Annotated in this window: 28 protein-coding genes and 3 pseudogenes; 15 read left to right on the top strand and 16 right to left on the bottom strand. The window is 45.0% G+C overall.

The features are described from left to right. The 3 genes and pseudogenes from PN462_RS17780 to PN462_RS17770 all read left to right on the top strand — a co-directional run. Positions 1-347, top strand: a pseudogene (locus tag PN462_RS17780) (RNA-guided endonuclease IscB); the annotation flags it as partial. A gap of 129 nt (positions 348-476) precedes the next feature. Continuing rightward, positions 477-1145 (top strand): FHA domain-containing protein, encoded by a 669-nt coding sequence (locus tag PN462_RS17775; protein ID WP_272130163.1) that lies wholly within the window; start codon positions 477-479, stop codon positions 1143-1145. A 171-nt stretch (positions 1146-1316) separates the two neighbouring features. Continuing rightward, entirely contained in the window at positions 1317-1847 is a 531-nt protein-coding gene (locus PN462_RS17770) for a hypothetical protein (RefSeq protein ID WP_272130162.1), read from the top strand. Between the two features lie 103 nt (positions 1848-1950). Here the strand turns inward: PN462_RS17770 and PN462_RS17765 are convergent, their stop codons facing one another. Both PN462_RS17765 and hemH read right to left on the bottom strand, forming a co-directional pair. Next, the gene (locus tag PN462_RS17765; protein ID WP_272130161.1) at positions 1951-2994 is read right to left on the bottom strand and encodes a hypothetical protein; all 1044 of its coding nucleotides are present in this window, start codon (positions 2992-2994) and stop codon (positions 1951-1953) included. A gap of 96 nt (positions 2995-3090) precedes the next feature. Further along, the gene (hemH, locus tag PN462_RS17760; protein ID WP_272130160.1) at positions 3091-4254 is read right to left on the bottom strand and encodes a ferrochelatase; all 1164 of its coding nucleotides are present in this window, start codon (positions 4252-4254) and stop codon (positions 3091-3093) included. A gap of 112 nt (positions 4255-4366) precedes the next feature. On the opposite strand from hemH, the gene PN462_RS17755 reads away from it, so the two are divergent. Next, entirely contained in the window at positions 4367-4990 is a 624-nt protein-coding gene (locus tag PN462_RS17755) for a class I SAM-dependent methyltransferase (RefSeq protein WP_272130159.1), read from the top strand. 170 nt (positions 4991-5160) lie between these two features. On the opposite strand, the gene PN462_RS17750 is transcribed toward PN462_RS17755, so the two are convergent. Further along, positions 5161-6027 (bottom strand): acyl-CoA desaturase, encoded by an 867-nt coding sequence (locus PN462_RS17750; RefSeq protein ID WP_272130158.1) that lies wholly within the window; start codon positions 6025-6027, stop codon positions 5161-5163. A gap of 186 nt (positions 6028-6213) precedes the next feature. On the opposite strand from PN462_RS17750, the gene PN462_RS17745 reads away from it, so the two are divergent. The 3 genes from PN462_RS17745 (at position 6214) to PN462_RS17735 (ending at position 8136) form a co-directional block, all read left to right on the top strand. Continuing rightward, on the top strand, positions 6214-6930 hold the full coding sequence (locus PN462_RS17745) for a class I SAM-dependent methyltransferase (RefSeq protein ID WP_272130157.1): 717 nt from the start codon (positions 6214-6216) through the stop codon (positions 6928-6930). A gap of 77 nt (positions 6931-7007) precedes the next feature. After that, positions 7008-7592, top strand: coding sequence for a hypothetical protein (locus PN462_RS17740; protein WP_443029213.1), 585 nt, complete (start codon positions 7008-7010; stop codon positions 7590-7592). 127 nt (positions 7593-7719) lie between these two features. Then, the gene (locus tag PN462_RS17735) at positions 7720-8136 is read left to right on the top strand and encodes a hypothetical protein (protein WP_272130155.1); all 417 of its coding nucleotides are present in this window, start codon (positions 7720-7722) and stop codon (positions 8134-8136) included. 289 nt (positions 8137-8425) lie between these two features. Here PN462_RS17735 and PN462_RS17730 read toward each other — a convergent pair whose 3' ends face one another. Continuing rightward, the gene (locus tag PN462_RS17730; RefSeq protein WP_443029212.1) at positions 8426-8641 is read right to left on the bottom strand and encodes a hypothetical protein; all 216 of its coding nucleotides are present in this window, start codon (positions 8639-8641) and stop codon (positions 8426-8428) included. 113 nt (positions 8642-8754) lie between these two features. Here PN462_RS17730 and PN462_RS17725 point away from each other — a divergent pair, with 113 nt between their 5' ends. From PN462_RS17725 to PN462_RS17720, 3 genes are all read left to right on the top strand, one after another. Next, entirely contained in the window at positions 8755-8973 is a 219-nt protein-coding gene (locus tag PN462_RS17725) for an NfeD family protein (RefSeq protein ID WP_272130153.1), read from the top strand. Positions 8974-9452: 479 nt separating this feature from the next. After that, positions 9453-9647 carry a DUF6888 family protein gene (locus tag PN462_RS23640; protein ID WP_443029211.1) on the top strand — a complete coding sequence of 65 codons (195 nt, stop codon included), beginning with the start codon at positions 9453-9455 and terminating at the stop codon, positions 9645-9647. Then, positions 9644-9862, top strand: coding sequence for a DUF6887 family protein (locus PN462_RS17720; RefSeq protein ID WP_272130152.1), 219 nt, complete (start codon positions 9644-9646; stop codon positions 9860-9862). Before PN462_RS23640 ends, PN462_RS17720 begins: the two co-directional genes overlap by 4 nt. A 297-nt stretch (positions 9863-10159) precedes the next feature. On the opposite strand, the gene PN462_RS17715 is transcribed toward PN462_RS17720, so the two are convergent. The 6 genes from PN462_RS17715 to PN462_RS17690 all read right to left on the bottom strand — a co-directional run bounded on the left by PN462_RS17715 (position 10160) and on the right by PN462_RS17690 (position 18608). Then, a complete protein-coding gene (locus PN462_RS17715; RefSeq protein ID WP_272130151.1) occupies positions 10160-13390 on the bottom strand; it encodes an efflux RND transporter permease subunit in 3231 nt (1076 codons plus the stop codon). A 104-nt stretch (positions 13391-13494) separates the two neighbouring features. Then, on the bottom strand, positions 13495-14811 hold the full coding sequence (locus tag PN462_RS17710) for an efflux RND transporter periplasmic adaptor subunit (RefSeq protein WP_272130150.1): 1317 nt from the start codon (positions 14809-14811) through the stop codon (positions 13495-13497). Between the two features lie 355 nt (positions 14812-15166). Beyond that, positions 15167-15544, bottom strand: a complete 378-nt coding sequence (locus tag PN462_RS17705) for a hypothetical protein (protein WP_272130149.1) — start codon at positions 15542-15544, stop codon at positions 15167-15169. Beyond that, the gene (locus tag PN462_RS17700) at positions 15541-15813 is read right to left on the bottom strand and encodes a hypothetical protein (RefSeq protein WP_272130148.1); all 273 of its coding nucleotides are present in this window, start codon (positions 15811-15813) and stop codon (positions 15541-15543) included. The genes PN462_RS17705 and PN462_RS17700 overlap by 4 nt, the downstream gene beginning before the upstream one ends. Before the next feature lie 422 nt (positions 15814-16235). After that, on the bottom strand, positions 16236-16961 hold the full coding sequence (locus PN462_RS17695; RefSeq protein ID WP_272130147.1) for a 3'-5' exonuclease: 726 nt from the start codon (positions 16959-16961) through the stop codon (positions 16236-16238). Between the two features lie 150 nt (positions 16962-17111). Next, on the bottom strand, positions 17112-18608 hold the full coding sequence (locus PN462_RS17690) for an RNA-directed DNA polymerase (protein ID WP_272130146.1): 1497 nt from the start codon (positions 18606-18608) through the stop codon (positions 17112-17114). 366 nt (positions 18609-18974) lie between these two features. On the opposite strand from PN462_RS17690, the gene PN462_RS23635 reads away from it, so the two are divergent. After that, positions 18975-19205, top strand: coding sequence for a phage integrase N-terminal SAM-like domain-containing protein (locus PN462_RS23635; RefSeq protein ID WP_443029210.1), 231 nt, complete (start codon positions 18975-18977; stop codon positions 19203-19205). A gap of 290 nt (positions 19206-19495) precedes the next feature. Here PN462_RS23635 and PN462_RS17685 read toward each other — a convergent pair whose 3' ends face one another. The 6 genes from PN462_RS17685 to PN462_RS17660 form a co-directional block, all read right to left on the bottom strand. Next, positions 19496-19921: a PIN domain-containing protein gene (locus tag PN462_RS17685; protein WP_272130145.1), complete on the bottom strand. Its 426-nt coding sequence runs from the start codon at positions 19919-19921 to the stop codon at positions 19496-19498. A gap of 9 nt (positions 19922-19930) precedes the next feature. Further along, on the bottom strand, positions 19931-20185 hold the full coding sequence (locus PN462_RS17680; protein ID WP_272130144.1) for a type II toxin-antitoxin system Phd/YefM family antitoxin: 255 nt from the start codon (positions 20183-20185) through the stop codon (positions 19931-19933). Between the two features lie 105 nt (positions 20186-20290). Then, entirely contained in the window at positions 20291-20683 is a 393-nt protein-coding gene (locus tag PN462_RS17675; protein WP_272130143.1) for a biotin/lipoyl-binding protein, read from the bottom strand. Positions 20684-20887: 204 nt separating this feature from the next. Beyond that, a complete protein-coding gene (locus tag PN462_RS17670) occupies positions 20888-21088 on the bottom strand; it encodes a hypothetical protein (RefSeq protein WP_272130142.1) in 201 nt (66 codons plus the stop codon). Positions 21089-21730: 642 nt separating this feature from the next. After that, positions 21731-23275 (bottom strand): N-6 DNA methylase, encoded by a 1545-nt coding sequence (locus PN462_RS17665; protein WP_272130141.1) that lies wholly within the window; start codon positions 23273-23275, stop codon positions 21731-21733. Between the two features lie 6 nt (positions 23276-23281). Further along, positions 23282-23935, bottom strand: a complete 654-nt coding sequence (locus PN462_RS17660) for a hypothetical protein (RefSeq protein ID WP_272130140.1) — start codon at positions 23933-23935, stop codon at positions 23282-23284. Between the two features lie 310 nt (positions 23936-24245). On the opposite strand from PN462_RS17660, the pseudogene PN462_RS23630 reads away from it, so the two are divergent. From PN462_RS23630 to PN462_RS17650, 4 genes and pseudogenes are all read left to right on the top strand, one after another. Further along, a pseudogene (locus PN462_RS23630) lies at positions 24246-24503 on the top strand (site-specific integrase); the annotation flags it as partial. A 143-nt stretch (positions 24504-24646) separates the two neighbouring features. Continuing rightward, a complete protein-coding gene (locus PN462_RS17655) occupies positions 24647-24877 on the top strand; it encodes a DUF433 domain-containing protein (RefSeq protein ID WP_272130139.1) in 231 nt (76 codons plus the stop codon). Further along, positions 24874-25218 (top strand): annotated as a pseudogene (locus tag PN462_RS23295) (DUF5615 family PIN-like protein). The gene PN462_RS17655 and the pseudogene PN462_RS23295 overlap by 4 nt, the downstream one beginning before the upstream one ends. 47 nt (positions 25219-25265) lie before the next feature. Next, positions 25266-25802, top strand: coding sequence for a DUF5678 domain-containing protein (locus PN462_RS17650; protein WP_272130138.1), 537 nt, complete (start codon positions 25266-25268; stop codon positions 25800-25802). Positions 25803-26032 lie beyond the last annotated feature (230 nt).

The raw sequence follows: 26032 nt of genomic DNA, 5'->3' as shown, positions 1-26032 counted from the left end.
CCTCTTGTGTAGGAAAATCTACACCTGAAGACTTAAAAATTACAACTAAAATACCTCTTTTAATTACGGCTACTGGACACGGTTCACGACAAATGTGCCGTACAGATAAGTCTGGTTTTCCTAAGCGTTATGTTCCAAGATACAAATTCGTCAAAAGTTTTCAAACAGGAGATATTGTCAAAGCCAATGTTACTAAAGGAAAGAAAACAGGAGAATATGTTGGAAGAGTAGCTGTTAGAAGTTCTGGAAGTTTTAATATTAAAACTAAGTCAGGCTTAGTGCAAGGAATTTCCCATAAATACTGCTATATTGTACACAGGAAAGACGGATACTGTTACGCATTCTAATCAGGATGCCCTATCGGGCAGTTATTCATGTAAGGGGAAGATTTCCTCCCCTTCGTGAACGATAGGAGTCTCCATCTTCCCCTTACCAACCCAATTGACGATGAAAAAACACCTAATTTTAGAGAAAGAATGATTGTTTGCCCTAACTGTAATCATCAAAACCCAGAGGGAGCGACTCAATGCGAATCCTGTTATACGCCCCTCCCCGTAACTACCAGTTGCCCCAACTGCGGGACGAGTGTACAAGCGGATGCGAGTTTTTGTGGACAATGTGGGTTTAATCTCCAAGAAACCAGTGTCCCCGATGAAGGCGAGACTGGAGGGACAGACCCGGATTTAGAGACGGCCAGTGAAGAAAATGAGGGAACAGCCCCTCCAGCTACGGCTACCCCTGATCCAGTGACAACTCCGGCCCCTGATCCCACTCCGGCCCCGGCTTCCTCTGGGGGAGCAACAACCCAACTGCAAACGCAAACCGCGAGTTTACTCCATTTGCAAACGGATACCAATATTGAACTCCCGGCTAATCTGTCTGTGGTTCATGTGGGGAAACCCGGTGGTGCAGTACCGCCGGATATTGATGTGTCAGGATTTCCCGATTCTGCGGTGGTGTCGCGGGTTCATGCGGATATTCGGTCGGAGGCGGATGCTTACTATATTGAAGATGTGGGCAGTTCTAATGGGACTTATATTAACCATACACCGCTACAACCGGGGAATCGCCATCGGTTACGAGCGGGCGATCGCATTGCCCTAGGAAAAGAAGATAAAGTCACCTTTATTTTTCAAGTTTCTTAGTCTCATTGGAGAAAATTTCCGGCTCAGGTTGCGGATTATGAACATAATGTAGCGAAATAGGAAATATCGCTCGATTCGAGTCGATTGCGAAAATTCTTGACCTATACTGTTGATTGTGACAGGATGCTCAAATTCTGTTTTCATTGCCAAGACTCAGGAAAAATAAAAACGATGCACAAACAGTTTCATGCCTCAATGACCAAAATTTTGGGCTTTGCAGGTGCGGCAGGTCTGAGTGTAGCCTTGGCTGCTCCGGCTGCGATCGCACAAACCCCCGAAATTCCTCCCACAGGAGATGAATTTGATCCTCTGACTGTTGACAATTTGTTCTATAACTTAGAATTTTGGGATTTAGAGCGAGACGGGTTTATCTGTAACAATAACCCTAACCCCACTTGCGGTAATCCGGAACGGGAAGTGACCAACCATTCTATCCCTGAACGTCGTTACGAAGTGAATGAGGAGACTTGGGGGTTCGTCTGTAATAATAACCCTGATCCTGAATGTGAAAACCCGGTTCACTATGGGATTTATTACGATGAAGCGGCTGAGGAGTTACCGCCTTTAGCTACTCGCACCGAACCCCTCTGGGCCCAGCTTGAGGAGTCGCTCAATAGCCGACCGAGCCTTCCTTCTGTCACCCCACAGGATACCACAATGCCTCCGCCTCCTCCGGATCGTCCCGTTCCTGGCTTATGGTAAGTCATTTAGCACGCTAAGGGTTAAGGCTCATCCCCCAATTTGAGTCTCTAAGGGATACAGTGTCATGCTGTATCCCTTGATCGTAATTGTTAATTTTTGATTATTAATTGTTAATTGGATCGCGTCTTAAAATGACCATTTGATCGCCGACGACAGGGCTTCGTGCAATAGTTATTCCCTCATTGTCTAGCATAGCAATTGTCCGGAAGTCTAAGGTTTGCGATCGCGCTAAGACTTCATCCGCTAATTCATTCTGTTGTTGTTCGGGTAAGTTATACCACTCCTCTCCCACCGTCACCACGAGACGACCTTCAGAAAAGTTCGCTTGAATGGACTGAATTAACCCTTCTGCATACTCGTTGGTAATTTCCGAGACCTGATCTTGAATGGCTGCAATTAAATTCTGTTCTGGGGTGAGTTGAACAGGTTTTGAGGGTTGCGGTTTTTTCGGTTGCGCTTTGGGAGGTGTAGGTTTTGGCGGTTCAGGGGCTTTTTTCTCTGGGGTGGGAGTTGGACTGGGACTGGCACTGGGACTGGCACTGGGACTGGCACTGGGACTGGCACTGGGACTGGCACTGGGACTGGCACTGGGACTGGCACTGGGACTGGGTTGTTCAACCGCAGGGGGTGGGGTTTCGGCTACTTCTTGGGGTTCTCCTCCGGACAAGAGGAAGGGCGTGATCACTAAGACCCCTAAAACTGCCGCAAGAATGCCGCTTAATGCTCCATTGGAGAGCTTTTCCGACCAGGCTGTGGGTAAAATGCCTCGCACCCCGTTTAAGACGGTTTCTGCGAGGGAGGCGAGAAAGGCGGGTTCGGGTTCAGATTCGGGGCTAGCTGGCTCTTGAACGGGTGCAGATGGCTCTGCGGGTTCAGTTACCTCTGGGGCGGTTTCGTCGCTCACAGGGGCTTCTGGGGGTGGCTCAGGTGGGGTGGCCATGGGGGGGGGTGCCTGTTGTTCATCGAGAACCGTGGCCAGTTGGTCGATTTTTTGGGAGAGGTCGGTGAATTGGGTTTCTGAGGCCGAGAGGGTCTCGGTTTCCATTCCTTCTAAGCGCGTCACCAGTTCGTCTAAACGGGCGATCGCACTTTTTAAGACCGTAACCGTTTCGGCTTTTGATAACTGTTCTGGTTGGCTGTCTGACATTGGCTTTTTCCCCCCCGAATAGCGTTAAGTTCGATTGATCCCATCAACGGAGTTGAGGGTCTTCTCTCACAAGAAGATAACCCCTAGTTTATCGCTCTAGAGCAGTCCCACAAAATGTAACAGACCATTGCCACTAATTAACTCAATAATTAAAGCTAAAAAGCCCAACATGGCCAAGCGACCATTCCAGATTTCGGCGGTGGTGGTCATTCCCCAGGCCCATCGTTCTTGGGGGTACATTTTCACCTGTTTGTCCATGCGGGTGACTTCCCCAAAGGGACGAGGTGGGGAGTTGGCTGCATCAATAACCAGGTTGGTGAGGGATTGAATAAACTCTGGATGGGTATTTAAAGCGGGAACTCGGCGAAAGTTGGGGATTCCGGCTTCGTGGGCAATTTCTCGATATTCAATGTCGATTTCTTGCAGGGTTTCGATATGTTCGGAGACAAAGCTAATGGGGACGACGAGAATATCTTGCACCCCTTGTTGACCGAGGGTTTCTAGGGCATCTTCGGTATAGGGTTTCAGCCATTCTACGGGGCCGACTCGGCTTTGATAGGCGAGGGTGTGGGGGTTGGGGCGTTTTAAGGTTTGCATGATCAAGTGGGTGCATTCCTCAATTTCCCGTTGATAGGGGTCGCCTGCTTCTTCTACATAGCTGACGGGGACTCCGTGGGCGCTGAAGAAGATGTGAACGTTGTCTGGGTCGTTAAATTGCTCTAATTCTTGGCGGATTAAATCTGCCATGGCCCGCAGATAATGGGATTCTTTGTACCAAGAGGGGATGACGGTATAGGGGAGACGTTCCAATTGGGGATCATCTTGCCACAGTCGTTCGAGGAGTCGGAAGGATGACCCACTGGTGCTGATGGAAAATTGGGGATAGAGGGGGAGGATCACCAGTTTATTGATGTTATCTCGTTTGATCTGCGCGATCGCTTCTTCGGTGAACGGATGCCAATACCGCATCCCGACATAAATTTTCGCCTCTTGTCCTGCCTCTTGCAGTTGCTGTTCTAAGGCTTCCCCTTGGGCTTCGGTGATTTGCCGTAGCGGTGAACCGCCCCCAATTTGCTTATAATTCTCTTGAGAGGTTTTAGTCCGTCGAGTGGAAATCAGCCAAGCTAGGGGTTTCTGCAACCAAGGGAAGGGCAGTCGGATAATTTCAGGATCGGCAAATAAGTTAAAAAGAAAGGGACGAACATCGGCTAGTTCGTCAGGCCCACCCAAATTAAGCAATAATACTCCTATACGACCCATCGCTATAATAATTTTCTAAAATTTTCAGATTCTTTACCAAGTTTAACAATATTCTGTATATCCTCGTGCAATGGATATATGGCTGATCAATAAATTATCAAAAAACGGTGTCATGGCAACTATTTTACGAGACCTCAGTTATCGCTATCCTTGGCTCTATAACACGATTTCCACTGTTGCTGCGGTGGCGGTTGGGGGGGAGAAACGCTTCCGACAATTACCGTTACAAAATGTAAAGATAAGTAAAGATACCCCTGTTCTTGATCTCTGTTGTGGAGGGGGACAAGTGACGCGGTATTTAGTGCAGTATTCGGATCAGGTAACGGGGTTAGATGCGTCTCCTTGGGCGGTTCAACGGGCGAAAGGGAATGTCCCCCAAGCGGACTATGTGGAGGCGTTAGCCGAAGATATGCCTTTCTCTGATGAACAGTTTGAGGTGGTGCATACCAGTGTTGCGTTACACGAGATGACTCCACCCCAACGACAGAAAATTTTAGAGGAGGTGTATCGGGTTTTGCGGCCTCAAGGTGTTTTTACCTTGCTAGATTTTCATAAACCCACCAATCCCTTGTTTTATCCCGGTTTAGCCTTATTTATGGGGTTATTCGAGACGGAAACGGCCTGGCAGTTAATTGAAACTGACTTACTGGCCCAGTTAAAGGAGGTGGGGTTTAAAAACTGCGATCGCACCCTTTATGCTGGAGGCAGTTTACAAGTCATTCAAGCTCAGAAGTGATTTTGGTTGTGGGTTGTGGGTTGTGGGTGAACAAGAAAGCAGGTAACAGGGAAAAGGGAGTTTATAAACCTATCACCTATCAACTCTCAACTCTCAATTCTCAACTCTCAACTCTCAACTCTCAACTCTCAACTCTCAACTCTCAACTCTCAATTCTCAACTCTCAATTCTCAACTCTCAACTCCCCTAGCCCGTGCCAGTAAAGTATTCTCATTGGGCATCTTGATTTTAGAAGCCAACTTGAACATCTCCAAAGTCTTAATAAAACCATAGGTAAAATCGGGCAAATAAGCCACTCCTTCATCCTTCAGCGTAATCCCATGACGGCTAGAAGCGGGAAACGCATGATGCAAATTATGCCACCCTTCCCCCAACGTAATCAACGCCACAAAGCTATTATTGCAACTGTTATCCTTCGTCTGAAACGGTTGTTTGCCCATCAAATGGCTAATGGAATTCACCGTCTGGACTCCGTGAAATAAAAGTGTTGTACTGAGGAAAAACGCCCCCAGATATTCTAATCCCCCAATCCCATAAGAGAGGACTCCCAAGGCAACCAGAGGGACAAAATGTAGTCGATCAATCACTTTTAACACCGTATCTTTTTCAACATCCATCGGCAGTTTTTCCGGGAAAAAGCGAGATGACAACAACCAACCCCCTTGGGACCATAAAAACCCCTTAATCCCTTGTGCTGGAGTAAAGGGAGAATGGGGGTCTAAATCTTGTTCAACATATTGATGATGGATTAAATGGTGAGCTTTCCACCAACTGGGCCCCATTTGTCCAGCAGATGCGGCCACCAAACTGCCTATCCAGAGGACAGGTTTAGGGGCCTGATAACTTTTGTGGGTGAGGAGTCGATGGTAAATGCCTGTCGTGGCCAGCATTCGCAGGAAATATAACAAAATAATCCAAAGCACAGACCCCCAAGATAAACCTGTGATTAAAACCAGTAGCGCACCGATATGGCTGACAATGATTAGGGTGGGGCCGATCAAGTAAGAAATGATAACCAGTGGAGAATATTGACTCATTAGATGCTTTTAGTGTGTTTTATGCAGCGAGATGTTAAGTAATGTTAATTGTTATAAGTCCTATCTTAGATGGTTTTTGACCCAAAAAACCGGATTAATGAGAATTAATCGGCAAAAATTTGAGATTTTTGAGCAAAATGCCTCTCTTTTTCCCGTTCTCGCTTTTTGATTCAGATTATGTTCCCTATGTCAACCTTTAATTCTAAAGATTTTCTTGAGTTTGATGCAGAGATTCCAGAGGATGGAGGTTCGTCTGGTCAAAAGTCATCTTCCTGTCCCATTTGCCAACAGTCTCCGGTTATTCCCTTTCTCTCGGTAGGAGGAAGGGACTATTGGCGGTGTTGTCATTGTCAGGGGACTTTTTTGGCGGCGGAACAATTACCCACGGCGAGGGAGGAACGAGACTGTTATGATCTCCATGAGAATGATGGGGCTGATGGGGGGTATCGTCGCTTTTTAAATCGTCTGCTTGAGCCGCTTTTGGGGCGGTTACAGGGGAGACAGGAGGGGTTAGACTATGGGTGTGGCCCGAACCCGGTTTTAGCGCAAATGGTGCGGGATGCGGAGCATTCTATGGCGGTGTATGATCCGTTTTTTTATTGCGATCGCACCCCACTCCAACGCCAATACGACTTTATCACCTGCACCGAAGTCGTCGAACATTTTTACCATCCCGCCCAAGAATTTGCCCTTCTCTCCCGTCTGCTTAAAACAGGAGGATGGTTAGCCATTATGACCTGTTTTCAAACCGATGATGCGGCCTTTGCCAACTGGCATTATCGCCGAGAATTCACCCACGTCACCTTTTATCGAGAATTCACCTTTCAGATATTGGCGCAACAATGGGGGTTTCATTGGGAAATTCCCCGTCGGAATGTCGTCTTGTTACAGAAAATTCAGTAACAAAACCGGAAAACAACGCTATCATAGCTCGTAACAGTGAAAACTTGTGGCATCCTCTCACCTGTGGCTTAACGGTAATGGCTTACACCACAGCACAACTCTTAGAAATTCTCGACCAAGAAATGCGGGCTAGTTGTCAGGGTAAGCGCGTCTTACTCTCCATGGACGAACGGTTAAATGATCCCGTCATTTCCATGGCCTTTGGCGACAAAATGAGTAATGTCTATGCCTATCGAGAATTTCGGGAACAAATCCACGAATATCAACGGCAACATCAAGTTTCCGGGTTAATTTGGCGGACTTGTACCTTTCAAGAGGACAGTATCTCTTATCCCGAACTCCATAATCAACTCATTGCCCTAGAGAAAGACAAAGAAACGCTACAAGCTGCCAAACCCTCAGTCTTAAACTTTTGGCGCACCCAGACCCAAGCGTTAAAATTATGGTTGGTGGGAAAAGACCAACAACCCATCACCCCAGAGTTTGTGGAACAATTAGCCCAAGAAGCAGAATGGGCAGAATTAGACGCAACCAAAACCGAATTATATTTAGGATTATGTTGGGGCAACCCCCAAGAATGCCGTTATCAGTGGGCAATGCCTGACTCCGGATGCCGTCGCATTATCGCCGCCCCTGATGAACCCAGTGCGATTAAAATTTAATGGGTAATTGGTGATAGGTGCTAAGAAACCGGGTTTCTTTTAGAAATTGTGAGAAACGATTATAAATTTGCATAGAAATCGGGTTTCTTCCCCAACGAAGAACACAAAACAAACAATAACCAAAAAAATGAAACTAATTTGGGCAAGTTTAGGCGCGATTTCCGTATTTTCATTTTTTCCACACCCCCTATTAGCGGGAACTTGTACCGCAGGTTCGAGTTGTGTTCCCCCTCGCGTCCAGTTTGTACCCGGGGAAACCATTCGGGTGGAAGTGGTGAACCGGACTCCGCTTTTAATTGAAATTCAACAAATTGAGGCAACAAACCCCATTCCCCTCTCTCCTGGAGGAATTTCCCCATTTTTATTTGGAGGCACAAAAGATAATTTTTCCCTAATGTTTTGGGACCCCCAAGGGGGTCGTTTATTTGCCAATGTGGTTCAAGTGAATGAGCAACTCTTACGAATTGAAATTTTGCCAGGGGGTGAAATTGCTGGAGAAGGGGCGGTTTATTTACAAGATGATGGACGGGTGGAGGTGTTTTAAGTTGGAGGATTCAAAATAAGTCAATTACTCATTAAGCTGTTGTGCATTTAAATTGGTATGTGATAGTCGGGAACAGGGAACAGGCAAGAGATTAGAGTTTTTTGCTTCAATTGAAGAAACCCCGCTTAAAAGTGTTTTAGCTTATTCTCCAACCACGTTCATCTAGTTCGCCACAGCAAATAGCAGGTGCGTTCGGTGAAATTTCAATGAATTGCTGCGAGTGATCAGTTATCTTCACCGAACACACCCTACAGCCTACTAATAACACAGGTATCGAGACGATAGTGCATTACAATACAAATTCATCTCGATAAGACTCCAAAGCAGGAAAATCGGGAACACCTTGATAAGATAAAATCGCTTCTGGCCATTGGACAGTCTGTTGGGTGGGAATATTGTGGCGTAACGCTTGGAAAATCAAGGTTTGCAGTGATACATTCGCCTGTTTTGCTTGCCGCATGAGGTCTTGTTCAAGGTCTGGGGGAAGATTAATGCTAATTTCCATCAGTGAGACTCCCGTTCTTTGTCTTTCATAGTAAGACATATTGTAGCGATCGCATCTTATCAAAAAATTGCGATCGCTCCATTCCCCCCACATAGAATCAAGGAGAAACCCCAATGAATCAACGCTTCCTCATTGATGAACCTAAATTCTTCCCTGTTCCTTTACCCGGAAAAGTAACAGTTGAAATCACGTCAGACCAAGATGGTAGAATTGCTTTTCAATCTTCCTACTATCCCGCAAAACTCCACTACCCCCAACCAGCAACAATACTGAAACCCGGAACACCCGTTCAAGTCGTTGGTCGTATTGGACTCACCCTTTTAGTAAAGTAATTTGTCTTTCTTTTACGGTTGTCGCCAATTTTCGGTCTGTAAATTGGGAACTCGATTAAATTCTCGCTGGTTAGCTGTCACCATAATCAAATTATACAAATCTGTTGGGCGCACCTGAAGCGAGACTTGAAGCGCATCTCCCAAAGAAGTGGAGTCTTAGGTGAAATCGGACAAGCCTTGCTGAAATTGGCAGAAAGGTTATTTCGGTGGTCGAAAGCCTATGGTGGTGAGTTCAGAGTTATCTGCCGCCGCGACTCACTACAATAAATCCTAACGGTATAATGATACGGAGTCCGCTCAAAGCGCGATCGCATTGTAACCCTTCTCCCCCAATTCTTTCTCAAAGCGGTGTATCAAGTCGTTGAGAATCTTCCAGAGGGTAGAGTAGGATTGGTTTGTAAGGGGTTAACTTGTCTCCCCACGGCTTGGAGTGAGGAGGAGTTAATCCAAAAAATGAATAAGTGTCATTCTATTCAATAATGAGCGTTGAGGGAGGGGAACACATTCCGACACAAGAACAACTCTTGCAATGTTATATTTTATCTTGTTGGGCAACAAGGTTTTATTTGCCTATTAATTTAATCCGATTAGATGAGCGTAGTCAAAATATCTTTATGTTAATCGGTGAAGACATTGAAGTTGAAATTAAACCTAATGGAGAATGGATCAAATGAGCCAAAAACCCAACTTTAAAACCATGACTGCTCAAGAGATAAAACAATATGTTTTATCTCATCGAGATGATGATGAAGCCTTTTATGCTTATATGGATAAGCTCAATGAGAGAGGGGAGCGAGTGGTTTATTCCCCTTTGCAGTCCTTAGACGATATGCAGAAATATCCTGAAGTGATTGAAATAATGCGTCAAGCATCTAAGAAGAATAAGTAACAAGTCATCTGTCCAAAATACATCCATTATTAAAGATTAAACGGAAATATCTTTTTTTACTTTATACCGTCAATAAAAGTGGCAAAAAGTACACTGTCTCCTCTATACATCCTTGAGTAATAGTATCAGTGCTTTGGCCATTCGGCAGCATATTGGCACATTAATTTTGCAGAAAGTAGACTAGAGAGCAATCCCTAGCTCGATCCCTAATTTTAGCTTATAGGACTCGCAGCATCATAACAGAATAGCTTCAAATGGTTAATTTTTCGTTGCCGCGATCGCAAATTCCCCTCATCACTACCGAAGCGTAGGACTTTTCCCCTCCTTCTCCGGAGAAACAACAAAACGACTCTGTTTTTTCCGCTTCCCTCCCCCCGTCCAGCGAGGATCATGGAGTAAACTGTAAAAACAAGGAATAATCACCAACGTTAACACCGTCGCCACCGATAAACCGGAAAACACCACCACTCCAAGGGGTTGTAAAAACTCCGATCCCTCCCCAATTCCTAACGCTAAAGGAAACATTCCTAACACCGTTGTTACCGTAGTCATTAAAATAGGCCGCAAACGCTGCGGGGCCGCTTTTAAAATAGCCGTTTGCGGATCAACTTGTTCTTTAACGCGAATTTGATTGGCTAATTCCACCATAATAATCGCATTATTCACCACAATTCCCACTAATAAAACAGCCCCCACAATAACCGTCGCGCCAATCGCCGTTTGCGTAATATATAACCCAAAAATCCCCCCCGCTAAAGCTAAAGGAACAGTCAACATAATCACAAGCGGATCGATAATCGAGTTATATTGCACCGCCATCACCACAAACACCATAAAAGAAGCCAACAACCCTAACCCTTTTAACGAAGATTGAATGGCCTCATTACTTTTAGCACTAAAACTAGGCAACACACTCACCCCCTCCGGCAAGTCTAACCCTTTTACAATGTTGTCCATTTCTGCTAAAGCATCACTGAGATCAGCCCCTTCTGCCAGACTTCCAGCGATTAAAAACACCTGTCGTTGGTTAATGCGTTGAATTTCTCCAGGGGCCTCTCCCACGACAATATTAGCCACATCCCCTAAGCGAATTTGTTGGTTATTGTCCGTAAAAAGGGGAATTTGGCGTAATTGTGCGGGGGTTTGAATGCTGTTGTCGGTCAATTGTACCCGGATATCAACGAGACGGTTGCCCCGTTGTAATTGGGTGGGGACTGCCCCTTCTAACACCGTTTGTAGGGTTTCGCCAATCTCTTGGGTGGTGAGGCCAAATTGGTTGGCCCGTTCCCAGTCCGGTTGAATTTGTACTTCCGGTTGGGGTTGGTCTGCGTCGGGACGGTAACGGGCTAAGGTGGCTTGTTCATCAAGGGCGGCTAGGATTTGGAAGCCGGCTTGGTTGAGTTTATCGGCATCAGACCCCTGTAAGGGGAGGTCGATTTCTGACCAGACGGGGGAGTTGTTGAGGATGAGGCCGCGCACGGATTCTGGACTGATTCGTAAGCGGGTGTTGACGAGGTTAAATTGATTAAATTCTTGCCCCATGCGGTCGGCAAATGCGCCTACATTTGACCCCGGTTTTAGGTTAATGGTGCTTGTTCCTCGGAGGACGTTGACGCTGGTGTTACTGCCGAAGGCATAGCCGCCGGAGGTGGAGAAGACGGCCTCGGTTTCCGGTTGTGCGAGTAATTTTTGGTCGATCGCGCTCATTACTTTACGATTATCTGCGAGAGGTGTTCCGGGGGGGAATTGGGCAAAGAGTTGGGCTTGGCCAGTGTTAATTCGGGGTAGGATTTCTTGGGGAATTTGACCCACCATCCAAAGGCTACCCCCTCCTAAGACTAGGACGGCGGTGAGGATGACAAGGATGCGTCGTCGCAGGATTTGGGAAAGGAAGCGATCATAGCTGAGGGTGGCGGCTTGGAGGCGGTGGCGGAATTGTCGCAGTAGCCACACATCTCGAATGTTACTGGATGTTTGCACTAATAACAGGCGAGAGGTGAGCATGGGAACGACGGTGATAGCAACGATGAGGGAGGCTGCGATCGCAAAACTAATGGTTAAAATGAGTTCGTTAAAGATTAAGGAGATAAACCCCCCAATCATTAAAAAGGGAATAACTGCCACGAGGTTGGTAGTCGTCGAGGCCAGTAATGCCGATTCTAATTCTTGACTACTGGTTTCGGCTTGACGGAGTAGGAATTGGCGACGGCCTTCTTTCCCATTGCCATTACTGGTATGACGCACCGCTTCAAAGCGATTGACAATGTTTTCGAGCATGACAATGGAACTATCCACCACAATGCCCACGCCTAACGCTAAACCGCCTAAACTAAAGATATTCAGAGATAAGCCAAACAAGGCCATAAGGATGATAGCGGTTAGGGAGGCGAGGGGAATAGCGAGGACAATAATCAGGGTTTGACGGAGAGAACCGAGGAAGAGTAATACGGAAATGGCGGCTAATATTGCCCCGGTGAGTCCCGCTAGGGTGACATTTTGAATAGAATTACGAATAAATTGGGATTCGTCTGAGGTGACGGTGAGGGTTAAATCATCGGGGAAAATGCGACTTTCTTGGAGTTGTGCGAGTCTTGCTTTTACCCCATCCACTACGGCCACTGTATTGGCTTCGGCTTGTTTGCGGATACTGACTTTAACGGCGGGTTGTCCGTTGAGAGAGACTAAGACACGCTGATCTTCTGTGCCATCTACGACTTCGGCAAACTCCCGTAGATAGACTTGTTGGGGGAGGGGGGTTTCTCCTACCTGAAAGGCTACATTTTTTAATTCCTCGGCGGTTTGAAAGCGGCCTTGGGTGCGGGTGAGGGGTTCAGTTTCTCCGCCTTGGATGCGGCCACTGGAGACATCTTGATTGCGATCGCGCAATTCCTCCAACACATCCGTCAACCCCACCCCCAACACCTGCAAGCGATTCAAATCCATATTCACCTGCACTTCCTCTCGCACCCCTCCGGAAACCTCCACACTAGCCACCCCCGGCACAACCGTTAACTCCCGGGCCAATTCCTCATCGGCAAACACCCGCAAATCCACATCTTGCAATTCCGAAGAAGTCAACGCAAACTCATAAACCGGAAGCTGAGACGGTTCATACTTATGAATCCGAGGTGCAGGTAGAGTATCCGGCAAGCGACTTCTCACCCGGTTAAACGCCGCCGTCGCATCATTGAGAGCCTGATCAATATCCCCCCCCGGCTGAAAGTACAAATCCACCCGCACCCGGCCTTCACGAGTTTGGGACACCACCTGCTCCACCCCATCCGTCGTCGCCATCGCTTCTTCGACGGGCCGGGTAATTTCATCCACCGCCACTTCTGGAGAAACCCCCACCGCCTCCAAACGCACCGCAATACGGGGATAAGTAATGGAGGGTAATAGATCAACGGGAAGCCGAGTCAAACAGAAAAACCCGACTACAACAGCAGCCAGAGTTAACATTAACGTGCCAATATGCTGCCGAATCGCCAAAGCACTGATACTATTACTCGATTGTTTTAAATTAGTCATTGTTATAGCGGTGTGCGTTGGATAAGAATTAAAGTCTGCCCAGAAGCAAGAGGTAGAATCAAAGAACACAACCAATAAATTGTTGATTGATAACTGATAACTGTTTACTGATTACTGAACCCCCTCCTTTCCGACAAAATACTCAAGCGCACCGCTTGCCCCGCTTCTAAAGGTTGCTCACTCCGAACAATAAACGCATCTCCCGGTTGTAACCCTGATAAAACCTCCACTTTCCCCTTCGCTTTTTTCCCCACTTGGACAGGACGCGCAACAGCCCTAGCGGCCTCTCCTTCACCGGACACAATAAACAGGGTTTCCTCATTCTCTCTCGCTCCCACTTGTAATGCCGTTTCCGGAATCACAATCGTGCTAATATCCGCAGGTTGAAACTGGACTCGCGCCAATAAACCGCTACCAATACGCTGGCCGGGATTAGGAATTTTTACTTCTACAGGCACTAAGCGGGAACTCGGATCAGCAGCCGGAGAAATACGAGCAACTGTCCCCGTAAACCTGCGTTCCGGAAAGGCATCTAAACGCACTTGTGCCGCTTGTCCCACGCGAATTTGACTAAATTCTAATTCAGATACCTGCACAATAATTTTAATCGCGCTAAAATCGCCTAATTGCAAAATTTCATTCCCCGGTTGCAATAAATTCCCCGGTTCGGTCACTCGTTCTAAAACCACCCCAGTCAGTGGAGATACCACCTGAGCATAGGTGCGCCGTTCTTGGGTTTGCGCGACCACGGAATCTTGAGCAAACACCCGCCGCCGTGCCGCTACAACCCCCTGTTGGCGCGTGCGTACCTGTTCCTGTGCCGAGCGCAGCCGTTGTGCCGCAGCATCGGCAGCAGTTTGGGCTTGTTCGGCTTGTTGTTCCGAAATTGCCCCCGCTTCCCAGAGGGACTTTAAGCGTTTGGCATCGGCTTGCAGTTGTTGCAGTTCGACTTTAGTTTGTTCAACTAGGGCTTGGGCTTCGTTTACCTCGGCTTGCGCTTGGGTGACTTCTGCATCAAGGGCAGCCAGTTGGGACTGGGCTTCGTTCACTTGGGTGCGGAGGAGTTGGTCATCTAATTGGGCGACCAGTTGCCCCTGACGAACGCTATCCCCCACATCCACAGCGAGATTCACCAGTCGGCCTTCGGATCGAGCGCGCAAGGAAACTTGACGAAAGGGCTGAGTTGTGCCTGTATATTCTGTAATGTCTTGCAATGATCCCGTTTCAGCGAGAGACGTTTCGACAGCAACGGCTTGCTCAGTATCCTCGGACTGGGATTCTGATTGGGCTTTGGCGGTATCTTGGGGGAAGAGTTGGCAACCTGAACCCACGATGCTGAATAATAAGGCTACTAATGGCACAGCCTTTGATATTCTCAATCCTGAACCCATCCGGGGAACAATGGGGTGTTCGTGTGACATTGGCTGTGTTAATTGGGTGGAGGCGGTTGGAGGTAAAGGGGAAGTCTCGAAGACTCCCTCATTATTTTAACTTTTCTTCATATTTTGCCATAGATTTCTGGGAAACCCAGGAAATTTAAAAGGAGGTTTCAGGAATTGGGAGAGTCAACACTGTATGGTGAAAGGGTTAGATGTGGGGGTTGATGTAAGAGAGGGTTGATAGAGTTAGGATTGAGATTGATGAGTCACCAAATCAAGGGCATATTTCACTTCCAGACTCTATTTTGGGTTCAATAGCTAACGGTTCAGGTCAGCGGCGGCAAACATCCTCGAACTCAGCATCAGAGGACTTCGACCGTCCGCTGCATTTGAATTGTTAGACCCTGTTGACTTTGCTGAGTTTGACAAGACCTCCTTCAAATACCTGTACTGTTAGCTGATAGCCCTCCATCAACGACATTCCAATCAGGGGTTCTGAATCAGCTTCATCAACCGGGATTGTTAACAAATTTCCATCCCAAACTACGACTGCTTCATAGACATTGAAGACACACTCACTTCCATCTCCAAGAATGGCAAGCCCTCTTCTTTTCCATTTCAGATTTAATTGAGCAATCAAGTCAGAAGGCAGTGAAAGCCAACCATTAAAGCCTGTGTCTACGATCGCGTTTTGAGTGTAATCTTGCCCATTGGAACCACGAACTGAAAGTGAAATTATCGGTTCAAAATCTGCGTTGACGATTCCGGTGATCATACCAGTCTTTTCGTTCGCCCGCCGAATCGACGCACATGACGGGAGCCGATGCGAACCATCCAAATCTGCGCATCTGGGCGACGGGCTTCAAGTCGCTCGCAGGCAGCAATCTCACTTGCATCAACCTCAAAGTCCCCAGTTTCAATGTCGATCGCCACAATCTTGCCATGATTACCTTCCTCAACCTGCTGACGCACCTGAGATTCATAAATCTCATCGCCTCGTCGAGCAAATTCTTCCTTGCTATAGCGGGGTTGTCGAACTGCCATCGGCTTGACCTCGTTTCAACTAAACCCCTTTATTTTAGCTCTATTGATGCGTTACTACGCGATTGGCGATTGCACTAAAAAATGTTGAATCAATCATAATCAAGATGTATGTGGTATATCGACTCTGGCCAAGTCACAAAGCTTTGGATACCTCCAGCTTCTAAAGAGAATCGAGAATCTCCTGTCGGTGCGACTTGCAACTAATCTGTTGAAAAAGATTCCACATTCCATCATGACCATCCACCAGACAAAGGAGGGGATTGGTAAACTGTTAAGCATTAATCCAGTCGGTTAAATCCTCCGAGCTAGAAAAGGTCACTCCATAGTAAATCTTGGACAAACGAGCCACTTTATAATCGCGCCAGTAAGCACCTATGCAAAATTAATTGTATATTCAGTTCCTAAATTATCTATAAATATATTTAACTAAAATTTTGGCTTCTACCCTCTTGAGGATTGATACTTTCATCTGGGAAGACTTTGACTGCACTAAATGGTAATGTAACTATATCCTCCTCTGGCATGTATTTAGCCCACGAATATGGAATTATAGAATGCCATTTAAATCCATGCATTTTACTCAATGTTCCTGGCTTTTCTTCAAGGCTTTTAACTAGAATTTTTGGTCGTGAAGCTCTTTTTAATTCTTCTTCAAGATTTGGCACTATTGATAACAGCTTGGTTAAGGTTCTACAATCATCTAACGCTCTGTGAGCGTCTACAATAGGAATTCCATGTGCGATAGCTAAATTATTTAAGCTAGTTCCTTGGCAATACTTTGACTTTGGATAACGTATGTCTTGAGTGTCAATCCAATTAGAGAGTGGGATTTTTAATCCAACAGCTTTTTTGCAAAATTCTTTATCAAAATCAGCATTGTGAGCACAAATATATTTCGCTGAACAAGATATTTTATTAATAAGCTCTAGAGCTGATTGATATGGAAATTCCTTTCCTAGTAATGCGGGTAAAATCTTATTTATTGGCTCTGCAGGATTGAGAATTTCGCGGTCGTACTTAACTAAGGTACTCACCTGAATAAGTACACTTCTGTAATTTAATGACCAAAGAATTGCTGCAATTTCTATCAGATTATCACTTTCGGGATCAAGTCCTGTTGTTTCTGTATCAATGACTAATATCTCCATAACATAATCACCTGAATCAAATACATTTTTGACATTAAAACTGTTACATATTTATAAGTTAAACTTATTCAAGTTAAACTCTAAATCAAGAATATTTGTACACAACTCAGTGAATTTTGATAAGCCCATGCCAGTAAACCGAAAGATGCATCAGTATGCCCATGCATTCTGCTGAAACAGTGCAACCTCTTCTGGGCTAACAATTTCTTCAGCTTCATTCGCTGAACCCACAACAATTTTTGAGACATCCAATGCTGCTTTTAGATCACCACTAGCAATCCAAGTATTTTCCCATAGATCTGGAGACTCCCCATTCACAATTTGACAAATCCTTTCATCACTAGAAAATTCTATGCCTACAGACTGGGGTTGCGTTACTCGCTGCAACCATATCTCAAGATAGCCGTTGTAAGGTACACGCTTCATCTTCTTCAGTACCTTTTCCCACAAATAAGTTTTTTCATCGCCTGGAGCAAGCGATATGAGATGACTTAGAATTGCTGCAATAACTGGAAAAGTATTGGGAGAAACAACAGCAATGTCAGTGGCGATCGCCACTTGTACTTCTAAATCATCTGGCCTCTCTCTTTGCTCCGATAATTTTATGTGAAAATCACTTACCAAACGACGTAATGCACCACTATTTGGAAATCGTTGACCAAATGAATGTAGTCGTAGGAGTTGCTTCTGAATTGTTTTTGCATTGGTGCTTCCAAGATCATTTAAATCAATTCCAGCTAACTTATCTGGCTTGATCGATCCCTCAATAACGTTCTTGCTCATGAAAGTCTTTGAAACACCCAACTTCATACCAACCGAGCGCAATTCGTCACTTATGATTTTCAATATTTCTTCGGCTCGATCATCACTATTAGCAAAAATTCTATAATCATCACGATATCTCAGAATTCGAAAATCCTCTGGCTCACCAAGACTTCTAGTAATTTGTTGGTCTACAAAGCCAAGGACAATTTCTGCTATGAAATCCATCAGGACTGAGCCTTGTGAGATGCCATTTGTCTGTCCGTAGCGCCCTGCTTGTATATATGAATCGATCTTGTTTCCAAGTAAGCCATTTCTTCTTCTGTTCTGTTTGGATTCTTCTATACCATGAAGAGCCCAAGAAATACTGTGCGTATAGAGAGAGCCGTAGCAATCAGTTACATCAGTATGGAGAACATGACTAAATTGCAAGGAGTAGCACAGTGATTGCTGCTCAACTCTTTGCCACCAACTCTTAATCTGCGTTGCCACATCTGTTTGATTATCAACTGACATCACTGGAGCACTACAACAATCAACCGCTCCTCCTTCAAATTCCGAAAAACGCTGAGTAATGTGCTCCCAATTGGAAGATTCGCAGATCACATTTATCAATGAAACATAGATGGCTGGGTGCATTAGCTCTAAAGGCCTCCAAGCAAACCTGCCATCTTTATTGGCGATAAAGTTATAATTTACATCTTGAGAATCACATGGATTATCCTTCTTAAACTCACGATAGTTACGCCCCCCTAAGACAGCGTCAACATCACTTAGAATTGGATCAAAGCTGATGTAGCTTGGCATATCTCCATTAAAGTAGCTACTCCCCTTTAAGAAGTGCTGTTTTGCCTCTTCATTTGACAGTTCAACCAGTCGCCTCATAAATTAAGCATTTCCTAGAACATTGTAGAGAATAGATAGAAAAAAACCTCAAGGCTTTTTTCCAGCTTGTTTAAACCTCTTTCGAGTGGGACACATAACTATAGATTAGAAGAATTTTTTCCATCGAAAACCCCAAATTGGGGTTTTCTTAAGAATTTATCCATCTAATCACCCTTATAGGGATATTATCCAGAAAACTTCCGTATAATACCCCTATAGGAATGTTATACGAATTGATTTACCTGCTCACCATGACCACGCCACCACCAAGAAAACAACTGGATGTAGTCCGAGAAGTTATTCGCCTCAAGCATTACTCCTAACGCACTGAGCAGACCTACCTATATTGACTGGATTAAGCGATATTTGCTCTATCATAACAAAAAACATCCTCGTGAGATGGGTACTCAGGAAATTCAAGACTTCTTGACCCATCTTACCGTAGACAGACAAGTGGTTGCTGCTACCCAAAATCAAGCCTTAAATCGACCGAGGAAATCGCGTAGCGTCGCAGTAACGCTTCGATCCAGATTCATCCTATTTATTTTCAAGCCATTGTCCACCATGAGTGGATTCCAGATTACCCAGTCAAACTAAAGCATCGAGGATTGTAAGGTTGCTTGTCGGGGGTTAGGAAGTCGCGCTAAAGTGCAACTATGAACTCGCGATCGCGAAGTGTTGACCGAGGAGAATCGCGCTTTCTCGACTTCAGCGAAAACCAGTAACTCGTGTAGAAACCTGACCACATTCACTATTTTAGTAGAAGCCCTGCTCCTTTCCCCAATCCGTATCTAAGAGAACGCGATCGCGCTCTTTACCTATCATACAAACCTAAGTAGCTAGGCAAAAAAATTTGTAAATTTGAAGAGTTGGAGTGGGTAATTCATTTACGATGACAAGTATAAATGAACGCGATCGCTTGTCCAAATGGCAACACCTGCACCAAAAAAATCTGTGTCTTCTGTCCAAATGGGACAATCCAGAGTCAAAGCAAGAGCAACAATCGACCAGTCGTTAATATCTCTCATGGCGATTCGTTGTTTGGCTTGTTCTTCGTAGAAACTATATAAATCATAATCCACAACTTCGATGAGACAGGTTAACTGCTCTAAGACATCGAGAGCTTCTTGGGCGGGTAAGTTACGCTTTTCAAGCAACGGTGGAAGGTATTTTCTAGCATCTCCATAGCACTCATCTGGGGTAAAAAATTGAGTCGTTGTTACATACTCTTCTAACAGCCCTCGAACCTTTCTCCCTAATACAGCACGAACTAAGATATTTGCGTCTAGAACAATTTGTTTGTTGGTTGACATGAAAACAACTTAGGCTTTATTTTCGCGGAGTTGGCGAAATTCCTGCATCAGTTCATCTTCACTGATTCCTTGCTCGGCTAAGAGGGCATCAAGTTTGGCGGCTGCTTGTTTGAGGGCTTCTAGTTCAGCTTTGACTGGCTCTTGATGAGCAGGAACAAAATACCCTACGGTTTGTCCGTGACGCATTACAGCAACCGGAGTAGCAGCGTCTATATATTTGGCTAAGTTCTGTCTGAACTCCCGAACACCAATTCGCTCTACCATTTCACTCTCTACCTTTGATTTGTATATCGTTGTGTACACAAATCTTAGCACAGGTTTCGATATCAATTTCTTTAGGTGGTGCGTTTGCGAGGGCAGCAACGCACCCTATGTCTGAGCTTCATTAACTTGGGTGCGGAGGAGTTGGTCATCTAATTGGGCGACCAGTTGCCCCTGACGAACGCTATCCCCCACATCAACGGTAAGATTCATCAGTCGGCCTTCAGACCGAGCGCGTAAGGAAACTTGACGAAAGGGCTGAGTTGTGCCTGTATATTCTGTAATCTCTTGCAATGATCCCGTTTCAGCGCGGGACGTTTCGACAGCAACGGCTTGCGGACTGCCCTCGGACTGGGATTCTGATTGGGCTTTGGCGGTATCTTGGGGCAAGAGTTGGCAACCTGAACCCACGATGCTGAATAATAAGGCTACTAACGGCACAGCCTTTGATATTCTCAATCCTGAACCCATCCGGGGAACAATGGGATGTTCGTGTGACATTGGCTGTGTTAATTGGGTGGAGGCGGTTGGAGGTAAAGGGGAAGTCTCGAAGACTCCCTCATTATTTTAACTTTACCGCGATTACCTCAACTAACGGATGGGATGGATCAATTTTGAGCAACTCGTAGCACTCATCTGCTATTCGCTGCACACCTTCGGGTAGAGCGTTGTAGCATTGCCAGAATCGTCTTGTTGTGTAGTGCATCAAATTTCTCGGCAATGACCCGCTTCATACTCAGCGATCGCCTCTTGAGCAAATGCCTCTAATTTACCGTCTTCAATATCTTGCTCTATCTGTTCATCCCAACGTTCGTAGTCTAAATCAAGGAACCACAGCCTTAACTGCTCAAACTCATTGGATGGCAACGAAAGAATTGCTGCTTCAATTTGCTCAAGGTTTGACATAATCAGTTCTACCTCTCTGCTCTTGAGGAAATTATAGCTTTATTAAGAAGGGTAGAACACTCTACACTTTTGGCTACCAAACGTTCCGCTGAACACCTCGAACGCCCATAGGTAAGCTTATGGCTACGCCCCGTCCAAGGACTAGCGGCATAACGATCGCGCTCACCGGACGCAGACAACCTTTGCAACTCAACCAAATTCCGTATCGTCCGCCATGCTCCCATGTCTAACATTTTCTGTACTACTTCTCCTGGCGCATTTCCATGTGCAGATTGATGGAGAGGGGTGTATAGTGATCGCCCATCAGGACGAGTTACATTGATCAAATCTGGACGTTCACTAAGAATTTCAAGGATTTTCTTCCAGTTATATTGTTTTGCAGCATCTGCAAGTGCATGACGAATCACAACCTCATCGTCCCGAAGCGCCTCTGATTTAGTGATACCGTCCCATTCAGCAGTCATTGCTCTAAACCCTTAACTAAGTCAACTGTAAAACTTTCTTTTTTCCACAGGAAGCTTTCAAGCCGTTGTCTCCCCAGATAACGCAAAGCAACCTAACGGTGAAGTTGTGCGGCGGCAGATAACCTCGAACTCTCACCGATAACCTATATTCCGTCCGCACCAACGCAGTGTTAGGTGTCTATCGAGCTTGATAGCATGATGCTTGTTCTGCTAATCCCAACTCTAGTTGACCGCTAGAATTAACTCGCACAACTTCAGCTAATTCCATGTACTTCTCTAAGTAGCCTATTTCTTTAGCAACAGCTTTTAGAGAGAGCCTTCTTAGAATATCTATAGTTATCGGTCTTTTTTCGTCCCAAAAAATCATGGATTCAAGAAATTCGAGGGATGGATTGGAATTAAGAAGATTCAAGATAAAGTTGGCTTCTTCCTCCGTGTCAAAGGACAAAAAATTAACAGTGTCATCTAGCATGACTGGTTTATTATCAATAGGCTTGACAAGCCAGAAATTCAACCTCCTATAAAGTCCAGATATAGCAATCTTCCACTTCTTAAATGAGTATTCTCCTACGCCAAATATAGAATATGGAGGCTTATTTTTGTATATTGAACTTTTCCTACGGCTCAATTGAGCATCATGGTCAAGTAGATACTGCCAAGTATTAAGTGCTTTATCCTTAATAGTACTTGTATCATCGCCAATAGTTTTTTGCGTAACTAAGACAAGCTTTCGGCAGGTATTAACCCTGCCATTTCCAATATCCGAACTTTTCAAAAGAGGATATAGATACTCTGTTTCAAGTGAATATTGTTGATTCATCCCATTTTGAAATAATCCATTTCCAACTTGCTCCAGTTCCATTACTTTAGAACAGTCATGTTTAATTCCAGAACGCCAAGTATATCTCAGATCTTGACCTAATAAATGCTTCCATTTTTCGTATTTTGCTGTGTCTTTGAGGATAAAACCATCCCTCTCACCAATAAGGTGCAGTCTCTGATCTGAAATCAGGTCTTTATAGACAACGCAGTCAGGACTAGTGTGAGAGTTAGTAGATAAGATAAAGAAGCAAGCCTCCACTGAAGCGCCAAAGAAAACTTTTGCGTCAATTAGGTAGATGGCCGCAGAGAATCTATTACCTGATCTTTTCTTTATTTGCCTAAAGACTTTACGCGCTACTGAATACTTGCACAAGAGAGCTATAGTTCCTTCTCTCTTTGTAAGCCATTCGGCATGTTTCAGTAGCATCCATTCTGAAATATCAAAATTACCTGAACCTGTTATAGCCTCAATGCCTCGACGATGCTGAAAATTTGACTTTGAAGGTAAATTTTTGCTATTGAGAATGCTTAGTTCGCTGCTTGTAACCCAAGGAGGATTCCCAATGACTAATATATGACCTGAAAAATTAGCAAGAAAGGAATCCCAATCCATGCTGAAAAAATCTTCTGTTAAAACAGTCGCATTTTCTGAATTTGGATATTTTGATAAGGTTTCTTTCGCTTCTTCAACATATTTCTCATTAATATCAAAACCTGCAATTTTCGAGTGCTCAAATTCACTTAGGGATGCTCTAAGAAAAGCTCCTTTTCCACAAGTTGGCTCTATTACTAGGTCGGGAGAGATACCATGTTTTTCTCTAAGCAATCTAGTCGCACATTTTGCAAGTTCATTAGGTGTTTGGAAATCACCGAACTGCCATTTATCTAATGACTTCACCATTTTTGATTATCGAACTCTAATTATTCCTGAAATATTACCCGCCTGTTGAATAACACGTCCATATTGCAACCTCCACTGAAGAGCATTAGATATCGTTAGGTAGCCTTGATCCGGAGGCGACTCTAGTATTCTATCAGCCAGATGGCTTGCTCCTATCTCATCAACTGGCAAGTTTCTATCTTCCAAAAAGGCAAGGATATCATCTTTATTCCCATCGCGATTTAAAATATCTAAGATGCCTCTGGTTGTTTGAAAATCTGCTGTTCTAATCTTGTCTATAAATACAGTGTGCTGCATATCCAATCTTCCAGTTCTGTTATCAGGATCATCGTATTTGTCGTAGACGAAAACCAGAAGATGATACCCAAGTCCAAAGACTTTTTGGGTGGCAGACTTGAAAGGGCATGAAGATTGAGGCTGCTTTATACTGGTCACCTTTATGTCAACTTCAAGATCAGGAAGATCAATACCTGAAGCTGAATTTCCCGGCTGGTAGTTATAGTTTTCAGCCAAGTATGCTGTGAACTTGTGCTCAAGATAGGTTCCCACAGCCTTTCCGTCAGTTACTCCGTAAAGCGTGGGTTCATCGTATATGGACTCTATCTCAGCAAACTGCGCTGCTTCAGCACACAATTGTTCGATGCTTAGTGTTGGTTTCATCCTTTCTGTCAAGCGAAGACATCATCAATAGTACATCGGTTCAGCAAAAATATGAGAAAGAGCACCTTGCAGGAATGCACAACCTTCAGAGAGTGCGTGTTAAATGTGGACACCTAACTAGATATTAGATGGATGAAGTCCATCTAATCACCGTTCCAAGAATGATATACAGAAAATTTCCGTATAAGATTCCTATAAGGGTATTATACAGATTTATCTGCCCCCTATGATCACGCCACCGCCAAGAAAGCTACTAGATGTAGTCCGAGAAGTTATTCGCCTCAAGCATTACTCCTAACGCACTGAGCAGACCTATATTGAGTGGATTAAACGATATTTGCTCTATCATGACAAAAAACATCCTCGTGAGATGGGTACTCAAGAAATTCAAGACTTCTTGACCCATCTTACCGTAGACAGACAAGTGGTTGCTGCTACCCAAAATAAAGCCTTAAATCGACCGAGGAAATCGCGTAGCGTCGCAGTAACGCTTCGATCCAGATTCATCCTATTTATTTTCAAGCCATTGTCCGCCATGAGTGGATTCCAGATTACTCAGTCAAACTAAAGCATCGAGGATTGTAAGGTTGCTTGTCGGGGGGTAGGAAGTCGCGCTAAAGTGCAACTATGAACTCGCGATCGCGAAGTGTTGACCGAGGAGAATCGCGCTTTCTCGACTTAAGCTAGAACCAGTAAACATCTTTTTGTATTATGAGCTATCGTGACATCATTACTATTGAACCTGATAAACGTGGAGGGAAGCCCTGTATTCGTCGGATGCGAATTACGGTTTACGACGTTCTTGGCTGGCTAGCTGCTGGGATGTCTATTCCTGAAATTATTGATGACTTCCCGGAACTTACAGAGACAGATATCAGAGCTTGCTTAGAATTTGCGGCTGATCGTGAACATCGTTTAGTTGCTTCTGTGAGTGTCGATTGAAACTACTTTTTGATCAAAACTTGAGCCGAAAACTTGTCACTCGCTTGGCTGATATTTTCCCAGATGCTAGCCATGTCCAATTTCATGGATTGGCAGAGAAGACAGATACAGAAATTTGGGAATTTGCTAAGTTAAACGATTTCTGCATTGTGACTCAAGATGCAGATTTTGCGGAAAGAAGCTGACTATATGGTTCTCCACCGAAAGTAGTATGGCTAAGATGTGGAAATGCGCCAACTAGCCAAGTTGAAGCGCTCATTCGTTCTGGGCAAGAAGCAATTGAAGAACTTTTAGGAAATCTTAAATTTACCTTATCGCGCAATTTGATAGTCAAGGTTTGACTCATGGTTTGAGATTATGTGCCAACTGTCTATGAAACGCATCACTAATGACTTCTCCTGAAACCCAAGCCATGTTGAAATGGCTCAATCAAAACCGTAGGATGTTGCGACAATCCTATCCGAATCAGTATGTGGCATATAATGCTGAGGGGATGATTGCTCACGATGAGAGTTTAGAGGTGGTGCAAGAGAGAGCCAAAGCGTCACAGCAACCCTATGCTATTTACGTTGTACCACCTCGCAGTAACGCTTCGATCCAGATTCATTCAATTTATTTTCGCGCCATTGTCCGCCATGAGTGGATTCCAGATTACCCAGTCAAACTAAAGCATCGAGAAAAGGAAGAAATTGTAACAATGTTGGTTGATTCTGGTGCAGAGGTTAGCTTGATATCGTTGAAAGTGGGTCAGGATTTGGGTTATACCTTGGCTGATGCAGAAACGGTATTGCTGGCGGAAACTATTGGCGGGACGGTGAGATATGTTCTGCGTGATGTGAAAATGACCATTGATGGGCATACTTTTGTTGCACCTGTGGCGTGGTTGCAGGATGAAATAGGTGTAGAACAGCTTTTGCTAGAATGAGAGGTGGTTTTTGAGATGTTTAATATTGAGTTTCGCCAAGCTGAGGAGCGAATTATCTTTACTTGGCGTGGAAAATAGGAGTGATTCGGGTTTCAATGACCCCCACCTACTTCGTGAGGTGGGGGAGTGGGGAGAGATAACCTTCCCGTAGCTGCGAATAGCTCTCCAGGGGTATTGCGGATTAACACTACTGGTCGTTTCTCTAGACCGGATTAGCTGTAAGGGGGCGG

The sequence above is a fragment of the Spirulina sp. CS-785/01 genome, assembly GCF_028330525.1.
Classification (GTDB): domain Bacteria; phylum Cyanobacteriota; class Cyanobacteriia; order Cyanobacteriales; family Spirulinaceae; genus JAQMSD01.
Note: the sequence above shows the minus strand (reverse complement) of the source record. Positions and strands in the feature narration are given on the sequence as shown.